The 13094-nt window shown below is 56.5% G+C and carries 11 protein-coding genes; 5 read left to right on the plus strand and 6 right to left on the minus strand.

The window, feature by feature from the left end:
- Position 1 precedes the first annotated feature (1 nt).
- The 3 genes from Pla52o_RS06035 to Pla52o_RS06040 form a co-directional block, all read right to left on the minus strand.
- On the minus strand, positions 2-847 hold the full coding sequence (locus tag Pla52o_RS06035; RefSeq protein ID WP_146593711.1) for a PA4780 family RIO1-like protein kinase: 846 nt from the start codon (positions 845-847) through the stop codon (positions 2-4).
- Between the two features lie 285 nt (positions 848-1132).
- Entirely contained in the window at positions 1133-1282 is a 150-nt protein-coding gene (locus Pla52o_RS26675; protein ID WP_197169036.1) for a hypothetical protein, read from the minus strand.
- Positions 1283-1423: 141 nt separating this feature from the next.
- The gene (locus Pla52o_RS06040; protein ID WP_146593712.1) at positions 1424-1720 is read right to left on the minus strand and encodes a transcriptional regulator; all 297 of its coding nucleotides are present in this window, start codon (positions 1718-1720) and stop codon (positions 1424-1426) included.
- A 417-nt stretch (positions 1721-2137) separates the two neighbouring features.
- On the opposite strand from Pla52o_RS06040, the gene Pla52o_RS06045 reads away from it, so the two are divergent.
- From Pla52o_RS06045 to Pla52o_RS06060, 4 genes are all read left to right on the plus strand, one after another.
- The gene (locus Pla52o_RS06045; protein WP_146593713.1) at positions 2138-4933 is read left to right on the plus strand and encodes a hypothetical protein; all 2796 of its coding nucleotides are present in this window, start codon (positions 2138-2140) and stop codon (positions 4931-4933) included.
- A gap of 144 nt (positions 4934-5077) precedes the next feature.
- The gene (locus Pla52o_RS06050; protein WP_146593714.1) at positions 5078-5296 is read left to right on the plus strand and encodes a hypothetical protein; all 219 of its coding nucleotides are present in this window, start codon (positions 5078-5080) and stop codon (positions 5294-5296) included.
- Between the two features lie 161 nt (positions 5297-5457).
- Positions 5458-5889, plus strand: a complete 432-nt coding sequence (locus tag Pla52o_RS06055; protein ID WP_146593715.1) for an STAS domain-containing protein — start codon at positions 5458-5460, stop codon at positions 5887-5889.
- A 491-nt stretch (positions 5890-6380) separates the two neighbouring features.
- Positions 6381-8165, plus strand: coding sequence for a SulP family inorganic anion transporter (locus Pla52o_RS06060; protein WP_146593716.1), 1785 nt, complete (start codon positions 6381-6383; stop codon positions 8163-8165).
- 495 nt (positions 8166-8660) lie between these two features.
- Here Pla52o_RS06060 and Pla52o_RS06065 read toward each other — a convergent pair whose 3' ends face one another.
- The 3 genes from Pla52o_RS06065 to Pla52o_RS06075 all read right to left on the minus strand — a co-directional run bounded on the left by Pla52o_RS06065 (position 8661) and on the right by Pla52o_RS06075 (position 12080).
- Positions 8661-9659 carry a Gfo/Idh/MocA family protein gene (locus tag Pla52o_RS06065; protein WP_146593717.1) on the minus strand — a complete coding sequence of 333 codons (999 nt, stop codon included), beginning with the start codon at positions 9657-9659 and terminating at the stop codon, positions 8661-8663.
- 293 nt (positions 9660-9952) lie between these two features.
- Positions 9953-11236 carry a Gfo/Idh/MocA family protein gene (locus Pla52o_RS06070; protein ID WP_146593718.1) on the minus strand — a complete coding sequence of 428 codons (1284 nt, stop codon included), beginning with the start codon at positions 11234-11236 and terminating at the stop codon, positions 9953-9955.
- Between the two features lie 253 nt (positions 11237-11489).
- Complete coding sequence (locus Pla52o_RS06075) at positions 11490-12080, minus strand: peroxiredoxin (RefSeq protein ID WP_146593719.1); 591 nt, start codon at positions 12078-12080, stop codon at positions 11490-11492.
- 277 nt (positions 12081-12357) lie between these two features.
- Here Pla52o_RS06075 and Pla52o_RS06080 point away from each other — a divergent pair, with 277 nt between their 5' ends.
- Entirely contained in the window at positions 12358-12954 is a 597-nt protein-coding gene (locus tag Pla52o_RS06080; protein ID WP_146593720.1) for a PDZ domain-containing protein, read from the plus strand.
- The last annotated feature ends 140 nt before the right edge of the window (positions 12955-13094 follow it).

Below are 13094 nucleotides of genomic sequence, written 5' to 3' on the forward strand. Positions count from 1 at the left end.
GTCAACCGTTGAACATTCGGTCCCGCCGTTCCTGTTCTTCGGCATGGGCAACATCGATGAGATGCAACACGGAATCGACATCGGCAGCCGCGGACGAAAACTCAAACGCCCCGGTTAGTTTCAAATCGGGGTGGAGTTCCCCCTTTTCGTGCAAATCCCAGATCTCTTCTGCGTAGTGGGTGTCTGCCAACTCGGGGGCATACTGCGAATAGTATTGGGTGATGTTACCGACGTCGCGCTGCAGCATCCTTTTGGCATTGTTGTTCCCCGCGGCATTGACGGCCTGCGGCAAGTCAATGATGACGGGGCCAACTTCGTTCTGAAGGACATTGAATTCGGAAAGGTCGCCGTGCACCAGTCCGACGCACAACATGCGCAAGACATAGTTCATCACCGTCGTGTGATCTTTCACGGCTTGTTCGGCAGATAAGGTGATGTCGTTCAGGCGTGGAGCCACTTCGCCATCCGCGTCGGTGATCAACTCCATCAGCAGCACGCCATCGCAGAAGCCATATGCCTTGGGGACGCGCACTCCCGCTTCGGCGAGCAGGTAGAGTGCGTCGACTTCGGCCCTTTGCCAAACCACCTCCTGTTGATCACGACCGAATTTTGAACGCTTTTCCATCGCTCGTTGTCGGCGGCTGTTGCGAATTTTCCGGCCTTCCTGGTACAGCACCGATTTCTTGAAGCTGCGATCGGCCACCTCCTTGTACACCTTGGCACAGCGAGTCTCGTCACCACAACGTACAAGATAGACTTGGGCCTCTTTGCCGCTCATCAAGGAACGCAGGACTTCATCAACCAAACCGTCATCGATCAGGGGCTGAATACGCTTGGGGGCTTTCAAAATGTTACTGCTTCGGGAAGATGGAAACTTCCACAGAAAAAGGAATCCGCTGTTAACGAGGTCACCGGGCACGTTGGCTAGGCATGTCCGAGGACACGCTCGCGGCGGTGGGGGGCCAGATCATTCAGTGGCAGCGGCGAGAATTTACGGTGAAGGTAAAACGCGGGCCGCAACTGGCGTGATGTGAAGGGACCGTGATGTGAAGGGACCGTGATGTGAAGGGACCGTGATGTGAAGGGAGGTGGCACTTTGAAAGCCGCCCCACCGGTGGTTCATCGCGATTGCTCACCGCGACTCGGCATGGTTGCGGAAGTTAGCACAAGGGGGCAACCGCCGCAATCGCCAACGAACGACGGCACCCACGAACCATTCGATCACGGTGGTTTTGCCGTGCTGCGACGTTACCGATCGCTCCGAGATGCTAGGTTGGAGCATCGTCAATGCTGGACTCTTTCATCAAGCCAGCGCGATCGACATTCGCTCGATCGGGCGTGCACAGAACCGGGCGTGCACAGAACCGGGCGTGCACAGAACCGGGCGTGCACAGAACCGGGCGTGCACGCGGCACGAAGTGGCTTAGGCTTCGCCGCGTTCTTCGAGTTGCTCGCGGAACGAGTCGCGTTCTCGACGGGTCGCTTCGAGATCAAAGATTAGATACTTCATATCCAAACGCAGTTGGGATAACGCTTCTTGAACCAAGTTCAGGATCCGGCGCCGACGGGTGCTGCACTCGACCACTCGCTGAAGGGACGGAGCGACTACATCGCGGTAGCGTGCCGGAAGCGAATTGATCGCTTGGATCATCTCTTGAAGCTCAACCGGAGTGTCGTGGTTGAGCTGGTTGTTCGCGGTCGATCCAATGGTCTTAGGCATCTAGTCGTGCTCCGTAGAGTGAAATCAGCAAGGGTTGTTTTGGAATACTTTTGCTATCCATCGCATCTGCAGTGCCGATTCCCTGGCCGAGAGTCCTGATTCGAGCGTAAGGCGTTTAACCTCAAAGACTTAGGGTGATCCGAATGGGGCTGTTGTCAAAATGCAACGTTGCATTTTTTGAACAGACTTCCTCTTGGCTTCGGACTCTAAATCTTGGTATGGAAACGTTTTACGTTTGTAGAGAGGGCGTGCGACGTGAGGTGTTTTTTTTTCAACACGCTGTTGCATTTGCCCTACATCTCGGCTGTGAGTTGCTGGTAGCGAGTGATTGCGTGGGTGAACAGGTCACCGCTTGCAGGAGTCGAACGAGCAACTGTGGCTGATTGTTTCGTACCCGAGCTCGGTGGTCAACGATCAATGTCTTTGCCAAGGCAATCCGAATTCAAAATGCCGCGGGTGATTCCGTCTTGGCAAAGCCTGCGCATTGTGCTTCGCGGATTGGTTTTCGCAGTTGCGGGATTCGCGTTAAGCGTGCCGCCACTTCATGCCCAGTTGTACGATTCGTTGGACGCGTATCCGCCCCGCTGGCACCTGGACACCTCGGATTGTGATGCCCGCATTGTGTCGCACAAGCATCTTGCCGACGGTGGCGTCGATGGGCGGGCGTGCGAAGTGGTTACGATGACCGCGTCAAACGGCACTGAGGTCGTATTGGCATATCCGATCGAGCCCCTCGTTCCCATTGATGGTTTGACAGCAAACCTTTCGGTCATGAGCGCGCGGCCGGGAGCACGGATTGGATTTCGCGTTCGCTTTCCTTACCTGCGCCCCGAACCCACGCGGCGGCCGGCGTCGGTGATTGTGTATGGAGCGAGCTATAAAAACTCAGGCGAGTTCTCGTCGATTGGCATCGGCATGATCGAACGCCCGCTGCGGTTGAAGACGATGGCGCTGCGTGGTGAATACGGGGCGGACGCCAATTTGAAAGATCCGTATGTCGATGCTGTCGTGGTCAACGCGTACAGCGGCGTCGGTGTCACAGCGCTGCGGCTCGATGAACTGCGAGTCGATGGAATCGTGAGCGTCAGCGATGTTTCGCGCGCGGTTCCGCATGACGCTTCGGCCGGAACCGATCAAGCGGTTGCCAATCGAGTGGATGCCGACGAGCCCGCATCCGCTGCGAACAAGGACCGCGACAATGCGTTCCCCAATGGAAAAATCACACGAGTTTTGCAACACAATGGTGAACCGCTTTCATGGGTGCGGACTCTTGGCTTTGACGCCGTTTTATTATCGAAGCCGCCGGACGCTGCGATCTTAAATGAAGCGATTCAAACCCGAGTTTCGATCTACGCACCGGCTCCCTCGGCTCCCGATCCATCATTGCAATCGCTGCTGCAACCGATCGCGGGTTGGTACATCGGACACAACGAAACGCTCGATGCGACACGAATCGAGAGTGTGGAAATGACATCGCGGCGTCTGCGTTCGCTTCCGAGTCAATGGCAGCGTCCGATCATTGCAGCACCATCGGAAAGCTATCGACGTTACGTGACAATGATGGACGCGATGGTGCAAGACATGCCGATGCGCACGCGTGGCTTGACCGGCGACGAGGAAGTCCGTGAGTTAAAACGATTTGCCCATCGCGTAGGCGATCGTGTTCAGTTGGCCGCGGGGATCATGAGCACGCCACCGGAGCGAACGCTGCAGCAAAGTGAAGCGATCGCGGATTCGATCGGAGCGCCCCGGCCCAGCGGATTTCGATGGCACTCGATGTGGTTGCAAACGATGCGCAGCCTTGAGATGGCTCCCAACGCGATCGTTTTCCGCTCGACACGTTCGCTGGCTTCGGGAAGCGAACTCGATACGCAGCGTTCGATGGCACTGAGCTTCGTCAACCGGACGATTGCAATGCTCGAGCCGTGGATAGCCGGAGCGACGCCGATCACGCCATTGCCAATCTCAGGAGCGCCGTATCGCTGTACGCATTTGGCTAAAGAGAACGTCGAAGTCATCCTGCTTACCTCCACCGCAGAGCGTGGTTCGGAAGTCCTTGCAGGCGATGGGCAAACACTCGACCTGTTGCTTTCGCCAACGGATTCCAACAAGACCGTGTGGCGATTAACGCATTTTTCAGCGGAGCGTTTGACCCCGGATGTGACCCCGAGCGGGACGCGAATTTCCATTGTTTCGCCCGATGCGGCGGAGATCATTGTGATGAGCGGTGATCCGAGCGTCGGAGGTGATTTGAGTCAATTGGCCGGGCGTTACGCGCGGCAAGCCGCTCTGGATCGTTGGCAACTTGCGGGCGACTTGGTTCGCCGCACCCGAATGCAATGGCAAACCGCAACCGCATCACGGATCGGCAATCGCCCAGCACCCAACGACTTGATCGGAGTTGCGGGCCAAACGCTTGCCGAAGCGGAACCGCTTTATCGTGCCGGCGACACCGACTCGACGCTACGCATGGCTCGGCGTGCCGATGCTTGGGCATTGCGCAGCGAATGGCAATTGTCCGAAACGTTGATGCCCGATTGGCCGCGGCCGACCAGTTGTCCGCCGATCGATTGCGGTGCAGCGGAAGTTCAAACGGCGTGGTATCCGTTGATGCAAGAAAACGGATGGAGCCAGAATTATTTGACCACGGGGACGCTCGATCACGCCGAGTTATTAACCGAGAACCGTTGGAAGTTCGGCAAACGTTTGGAACAACGCGCTAAGAGTGAAGTGGTGTTTGCCAATCGTGGATCTTATGCCGGTCCCGGCGCACTTTTGGCGCGGGCGGCCTCGATCTCTGACGATCCGCTATCAGGCGGCTATGAGGGCACGGTGATTCAAATCCGCAGCCCCACCGTCCGGGTCCCGGCAAACACCGCGGTCCGGATTGATGCCCTGGTGCGGACCATCGGCTTTGGCCAACCTCACCAAGGGACGCTCGTTTACGACTCGATCGGCGGTCAAGAAATGGGAGTTCTCGTACGAGGTCGATCGGCGTGGACGCCGGTTCGATTGTATCGTCAGGCGACCGAAGAGACCGAGTTGAGTGTGATGTTCGAGTTGATGGGCGATGGCGAAGTGATGGTTGATGAGGTGGAGTTACGCATCTGGGAGCCTGAGAAGTCGATCACACCACCGAAACCGTTTCGCCCTTTAAGCACCGCAGATTCGAGCGGGCGGGCTGATGCGATTGAAGAGGATGATCGTCGCTGAGCAGACGACTACCACGCCCTCCTTCGCTTCAAGCTGTCACGCGTGTTTGCCTAGGGATGGTCGAAACCGGCTGCGAGATTCGCTACGCTATTGAGAACTCCGTTGCCTTTCCCCTTCGCCTTTTAAGAACATCCGAAGCTTCCCATGCACCAAGTCAAAATCTTCAAAAGCGTTGACAGCGAGATCGCGGACATGGAATACCAGATCAATCGCTGGATGCGAAAGAGTGGGGCGCGAGTGATTTCGATCACCGGAAATCTCGCTTCATCGTCAAGTTCGTCGGGCAGTCCGTTGAGCAGTTTCGCGGCCAGCGACATCATGGTGATTGTGCTGTATGAAGTGGATCCACCTCAAAAAGGATAACGCAACCACGCCGGGTTCCGTTTGCTCGGCAGCCCTCTCCACGCACCCGTACGGGGCGGGGGCCATGCGTTAGCGGTTGATGGCCGCGGTGTTGTAGGTTAACCTCCTTGCTCTCCTCGCGTCCGGTAACACTTTCCTCTGAGAGCGGAACACAGAGAAGTATGAGCAGCCATGGAAGCGTCCCCCCCGATCAAATGCTGGCCAAGCAAACCGGCCCCACGACTCCCCCGCAGAGGGAGAGTCCAGGATCTGAAAAACCGTTGGTTGAACAAACCGTTTGCTGTTCAACGTCGCAGCTGAATTCTTTAAAAACAGCACGGCAATTGTCGGATGATCTTGTGGGCTGGATCAACGCGGCGCCCAAGCCGGAACCGGCCGCGAGCAAGCCCCGCCCCACCTTGAATCTCGATCTTGGGGATGTCGATTGGTTGAGCAGTGTCGGGATCAACGAATTGATCCAAGTGAATCGCAAGGCGCGTAAAGTCGGCGTAAAATTCGTCCTCACTGAGGTCGGAGACTCGGTACGCGAAGTCTTTGAGCTGACCCGACTCGAGCGAATGTTTCACGTCGTTTCGTCCGCTCCGGCCGATTGAAACGCTCGTCCAAACGAGCGAACCAGCAAGGCCCGGCTCAGGATGCGATCGCCGAGGCAGTGCTCGATCGCCGAGGCAGTGATCGATCGTGAACGGAATCCCGACGGGGGTTGTTCGCAGGCAAATTCGAGCCCACTGCGAAGTTTTCTTGCCGCGGATTTCGGGCGGCATCCCGCATCCCGCTAGCGATGTGTTAGGAACCGATACCGCCTGCATCACCGGGGTAACGGCCATGATCCGCACACTGATTGACGGGCACGTTTCGATGCGACTTTGCCGCGGCTCGGCAGGGGCCAGGAAGCGATGTTGACGGTATTCCCATGACGATTATAGTCCGCTCCTATTAAGTCGTATGGAGACTCTGCCTGCTGAGGGGGGCAGCTGGGCGATCATGGATGCCGCTGGTGGCCGTCCCTCCCCCCCTTTTTTCCAAGTCAACGGGTCGCTCGCGGCCTTCAAGCCTTACTCGCGGCCTTCGAAACTAAATCAGTATGTTAAACTTTTTCCGAACACGCACTGCGACAGCCAAGGATGACCTGCTTTCGGGTTTGACGGTTGCTCTCGCCCTTGTTCCCGAAGCGATTGCGTTTGCGTTCGTCGCAGGGGTCTCGCCGATCATTGGCCTGTACTCAGCATTTTTCATTGGATTGATCACCGCCGCCTTCGGAGGTCGACCCGGTATGATTTCCGGAGCCACCGGAGCAATGGCTGTCGTGATCGTGGCGTTGGTCGCCACCCAGGGGGTCGAGTACCTGTTCCCGACGGTGGTGTTGTGTGGGATTATCCAGGTGTTGATCGGCGCGGCTCGGCTCGGGAAATTGATTCGCTTGGTCCCTCATCCCGTCATGCTGGGATTTGTGAACGGATTGGCAATCGTCATTTTTACGGCCCAATTCGGCAGCTTTCAAGCGTTCGATCGCGCCAACAGTCAACTGACTTACCTCAGCGGCACCCCGTTAGTCGTCATGCTGCTACTGATCGGGCTGACGATGGGGATCATTTGGCTATTGCCGAAATTCACCAAGGCGATTCCCTCTTCGCTGGCGGCGATCTTAACGGTCACCTTCTTGTCACTGGCGATCAATCAATGGACGCAAACTGACGCTCAATCGGACGAAAACATGGTTGCCACGGTTGGCGACATGTTGACCACTCAGGCTCGAGCGAAGGCAGCCGCACAGAAAAACGTTGCCGCGATCGATTCGGAGGCTCCCGCGGGGGCGTCACTCGAGGTGACGATGGTAGCGATGGCCCAGGCGGAGATCGCCCCATCGGATGCGGCGCTGGGGGACGCAGGAGCTGCGGATACTTCCAGCGTGAATGTCGATGACGGCCAAGGTGAAGTGTCTGCTTCGATCAGCGGCGGATTGCCGCGTTTATTCTTTCTAGAGTACGACGCGATCCCGCCAATGAATTTCAAAACGCTGTGGATCATCTTTCCCTTCGCGATTACTTTGGCTGGGGTCGGATTGATCGAATCGCTGATGACGTTGACATTGATCGACGAGATTACCGAGACACGCGGACGCGGCAACCGTGAGTGCATTGGTCAGGGGGCGGCGAATATCGTTTGCGGGATGTTTGGTGGGATGGGGGGCTGTGCCATGATCGGCCAATCGCTCATCAACGTGAACTCCGGCGGGCGCGGACGATTGTCGGGAATCACCGCAGCGGTTTGCCTCTTGATGTTCATTTTGTTCCTATCGCCGTTGATCGAGAAAATTCCGATGGCAGCCCTTGTCGGGGTGATGTTCATGGTCGTGATCGGAACGTTTGAATGGGCATCGCTGAAGATGTTCCGTCGCATGCCACTAAGCGACGTGATCGTGATGCTGCTCGTTGCAGGCTATACCGTCGTGATGCACGACTTGGCGACCGCCGTCATCTTGGGGGTGATTGTTTCCGCTCTCGTGTTCGCTTGGAAGCACGCAGCCAACCTGGGTGCCGACATCACCATCAACGAATTTGGAAGCAAGATTTACCAGCTGCATGGCCCGTTGTTCTTCGCTTCGGTTTCATCATTCAAGGATCTGTTCGATCCCGCATCCGATCCGGATGACGTGGTCATCGATTTCTATTACACGCGTGTTTATGACCAATCGGGCTTAGAAGCCATCAGTGGGCTGACGGAGAAGTACGATTCGCTCGGCAAGCGATTGCATCTCACCCACTTGAGTGCCGAATGTCGTCAATTGCTTGACCGCGCCGGGGACTTCGTTGAAGTCAATGTTTCTGAAGACCCTCAGTACCATCTGGCAACGGATCGCTTGGCGTAATCCGCCACACCATGTGGCTGTTGCGAAGGAACGATCCATGGGCTGCAACGCCCATGTCAGCTTCGCAAAAGACGCCCACACGTCAACTTCGCAATGGACGGCGCGGTGCTAAGCGCCCAGGCAGGAGTCCATTCGCGGGATGAGCCGCATGGCGTTATTCGCGGCTCTAACGTTGACACTCGATCGGCTGGTTTTAGGAGCCGTGTGGCGCGAGCCGTCCGGCGTTTTTCGAACGTTTGGCTCACTGCGACCGGGCGGCTCGCGCCGCACCGCTACCCCGAGTTAGGGCCATTCGGTATTTGGGTGAGAGGGGCCGAGTCAATCTTGAGTAGATGCTTAACAGGTGGCTGGGGGTTGAGTTTCCTGCCGAATTCCCATTAGCGGCTCAGCCGCCAAGCCCGACGAGCCGCCAAGCCCGTCGAGCGGCCCAGCCCGACGAGGCGTCGGGCTTGGCAAGCGAGGTTACGAAGAACGTGCGGTGGGTTCCACGCAGGCTTATTTGTCAGCCAACAACTCGTCAGCTTCTTTTTCGGCGGCAGCCATTACGTCCGCGATGGTGACGTACTCGCCACCCTGCTTTTTGCTTTCGTAGGCGGCTTGCATGAACGCGTAAAGCTCAATGGTTTCGCTCGCTTCGACGGGAGTCTTGCCGGTCCGAAAGAAGCTGGCGATTTCAATCAGCAACGGCTTGTAGCCAGCGTAGGTGCCAATCGGCTGAATCTGTTTCTCACCGAACGCGGTTCCACCGTAGCCTGATTTTCCAGACTTGATGCCGCGAAAGGTTGCCAAACGTTGACCTTCCCAGTGACCCACGGCGAGCTCCACGCCAGGCAATGATTCGTGTCGCACTTTTTCGCAACCTTCGCCCATGCAGGCGTACAGAGCTTCGACGCCGTGGATGCCGTACCAATACAGATCGACATGCGACGGTTCGAGTGAGCAAGGGCTGTACGTTTCACAACCGAGAACCTTGCCGAATTTTGGATCGCGAATCGCACCGATATTGCTGATGAATCGCAACGATGAACTCGAGAACATTGGCACTTTGTACTTTTCCGCAGCGCGATAGATCGCCACCACTTCACCAAGGTTTGAACCGACCGGTTTGTCGATGAAGACTGGTTTGCCTGCTTTGAAAACCTGAAGGGCTTGTTCAAAGTGAGGCTTGCCGTCATTGGTTTCAAGCAAAACGCAATCAACTTTGGCCAACAACGCGTCAATCGAATCGACAATCTCGACGCCGAGTTCACGGACCGTTTCGGTGTACTTTGGAATGCGATCGGTACTCGATGGAATATCACGACTGCCCCACGGATAGGCAGCGACGACGCGGCAATTCTTGTATTCAGGAAGCGCCTTCTCTTGGTTGAATTCCTTCGTGAACGCGATGGAATGTGACGTGTCGAGTCCGATGATACCGATCCGCAGCGGTTCCTCCGCGATGGCGGTCAAGCTAGAAAACACGACAGCAACAATACTTAAACCTAATCTCATGCGAGCGTCTCTTGGGTGGGGGGCATTGAAATGGAATGTTTAGGCCGGAGGTTGGCCAGGTGGCTGGATTAGCAAAACCAGCGGAAGGTGGGGTTGCGATGCAACAGGTTGCGAAAGGGGCGGAACGGAGACGCGCGGCTCCGATCCGGCACCACTTCATTTGCGGAGAAGGCCGCTTCGATTCGGTGGCGTTTAGGAGATCCCAACGCACCTCATCCCCGAGCCCTGTCCCAGCACACGACGCGCCTCCGCAACGGAGACGCGTCATCGTTTCAGCTTGAGAACTTCAATCCTTAAGCGGTTTTGGGTTCCCAACCCTTGGCATATTCACGACTCCAAAGCTTGTTCGCTTCGTCGTTGTTTTCGATATGGCCATTTTCGGCATTGGTCGTTAGTACCGCGCCGGTGCGGAACGCGATGTTTCCAAGGTGGCACATCAGCGTACTACGATGAGCTTCTTCGATATTCGAGTTCGTCAATCGAGGCGATCGTACGGCACCTAGGAAGTCCGCGAAGTGATCTTTGTCACCGGACGCACCGGTGCCAGTCGAGATCTCTTTGTTCTTCATGTCGTAGATCGTGTATCCCGCTCCTCGCATGACCACGGAGCCTTCGGTTCCATGAATGCTGATCCCGAAACCGGTGTCGTGAGGACCCAGCGCTGACCAACTCAGACCTTCCCAGGTGATCGTTTTCCCTTCGGGGAAATCGAACGTGGCCATCATGGTGTCGGGAGTTTCTTGGTCATCGTCGTGACGATACTTGCCTCCACCGGCCGTCACGCGGGTAGGGAACGCAACGTCCAATGCCCAACGAGCGACATCCAAACCGTGGATGCCGTTGTTGCCCATTTCGCCGTTACCCCAGTGCCAGTGCCAGTGCCAGTTGTAATGCAGGACGTTGTCCTTGAACTCACGACGAGGCGCGGGGCCTTGCCACAAATCCCAGTCCAACCAATCGGGAGTCGGAGCGACTTTCCCATGGCCAATCGAGGCGCGTCGATTGTTGTACCAGGTTCGAGCGTACAAGGTTTTGCCGATTTCGCCGTCCTTGATTTTCTGGACCGCTTCGATCAACGCAGGCCACGAGCGGCGTTGATTGCCCATCTGTACGACGCGATTATTGCGCTCGGCGGCGGCAATCGCCCATTCGCCTTCGGCAGGCGTTTGGCTACATGGCTTTTCGACGTAAACGTGCTTTCCAGCGTCGCAGCCTAAAATGGTCGCCGGGGCGTGCCAGTGGTTCGGAGCGGCACAAACGAGTGCATCAATATTGGCATCGTCGAGAATGTGCCGGAAATCGGTGACGACCTTGGGACGTGTCTTTTGCTTCTCCGCAACCATATCGGCAACGCGATTCGCTGCGCGTGAATCGACGTCACAAACGATGTCGATTCGAGTATTGGGCTGGGCAAGCATCCCCGAGGTGATCGCTCGACCACGACCGTTCACACCCATCATCCCTAGAGAAACGGTTTCACTCGGAGTGGCATCGGCCGCTCGGAGCGTTTTATGAGCAGTCGCGGCAACGACGGCTGCAGCCGCGGTTGACTTTAAAAACAAGCGTCGATCATTCATGAATATATTCTCCGGTGAGAGTAGTTGAGGTTCACAGTAAGGTGATTTGATAAATGAGCCTCTGCGGTCAATGGCTCAAACAATGGGCGGGGGGCCTGGATCGTCGCGTTGCGAGGATCACGACAGATTCAGTGGGGGGAGGTGCTTAGGCAAGTAGATGGGTGAGTGGCGGCATGCTTGCATGCCATGCGGCGAATCAGAGGATGCCGGGCTGCGATGCCCTTCATCTACATCGGCTCTGAAGTGAGAGCAGCTACTTCAAACCTTTGACGACTTCAAGGATTTTCGCAGCATCTTGTTTTGCTTGAACTTTGTCATTTTTATAGGCAATCTTGCCGTCGCGATCGATCACGAACGTCCATCGTTTGGCGGTGACATCGCGATTCAGAGTGCGTTCGGTTCCCTCAATAATCGCTTTGACCGATTTGTCACCGCGTGTGACGGGAACCCCAAACTTCTCAGCAACGACACCATCGATGTCCGCGAGTAACGTGAAGTTTAGTTGATGTGCTTTCTTGAACCATTGGTGATTCTCAGCTGAATCGCCGCTAACCCCAATGATTTCAACATCCTCGGACTCGAGTTCACCTAACGAATCTCGGTAAGCACAGGCTTGGGCGGTGCAACCCCCGGTCATATCGGCCGGGTAAAAATAGAGCACCACCACTTTCTTGCCATAATGCTCGCCGGATTTCCATGGCCTTCCGTTGTCGTCCTCGACGGAAAATTGAGGCGCCTCGTCACCCACTTTCAAATTCACCGCATTTTCGTCTGCAAATGCCGGTTGCAAGACCGCGGAGCCAATAAGCAACACAACACAACAGGCAGCGTTAATTCGAAGCATTGGTGGGGTCTATCGAAGAAAAGTGGGAAGGTGGGGTGTTGTGGGCGATTATAAACCATGTTCATCCAAACGTGTACACCTGAAACGTGTTCTGTTGCCGCAAGGCAATCAAGTTTTCCGCTGTAACGGGGGGTTTTAGCGTATAAGGGGGGCATCAACTCGATCCGGTGACAAACCGACGGTCTCATCTGCTACACTCAATCACAGCTCCGGTGGGGGGATCCCCGGGGTTGAGCTCGACCGTTTTGAAAGCCGCCTCGACAGGGAGTTTGCTGAAATGGACTGCGTCTTACGATTGGGTGTTTTGGTTGGGGTTTCGATCGCCAGCATCTTGGCGATGAACTCCTCGATCTCATGGGCCGCAGAGAAAGCATCCACAACCGCCCCCCAGCGGAAAGGCTCTGCCGCCAACGCAGACGACACTGCAGCGGGAATCGAGTTGCAGGGGGAGCTTCCCGCCCCCGTGCCTCAGCGGAGTGGTGCCCAATCCCCGCCAAAAGTAGTGCCCATCCAAAGCCATTCTTCGCGACGCGAGGTGAACGCCAATCGGCCCCGGCTTGGAGTGAACGTTAACGCGCACAACGCATTCATCAACCGCGTTTATGCGGGTAGCGGAGCCGCGATTGCGGGCGTCATGCCGGGGGGACGCGTGATTGCGGTGGACGATACCACCGTGCTCACGACTGCGGATCTGAAGCGATTGGTTGCCGCACGGACGTCGAACGATACCGTCACATTGAAGGTTCTTTATCCTTCGTCGGACGGACAACCAAGCGACGATCGGAAACGTGGGACGGTGAAAACGTTTCGCGTTTCACTCGCCCCTGTGGAGGCACCCGTTGAAGAATTGCCGCCCCCTAGGCCAGCGAAGTGAATAAGGTGGGCGGAATCGTGGGCCAGGCGTGCTAGCCGAGGGAGCTCCAGCCCGCTGGGATGGACTGGGTAAACTTCCAGAGTTTTATCCTGGACTGCGAATACTTCGGGATTGAGACCGGAGTTACGTGCACGGCTTTT

The sequence above is a fragment of the Novipirellula galeiformis genome, assembly GCF_007860095.1.
Taxonomy (GTDB): domain Bacteria; phylum Planctomycetota; class Planctomycetia; order Pirellulales; family Pirellulaceae; genus Novipirellula; species Novipirellula galeiformis.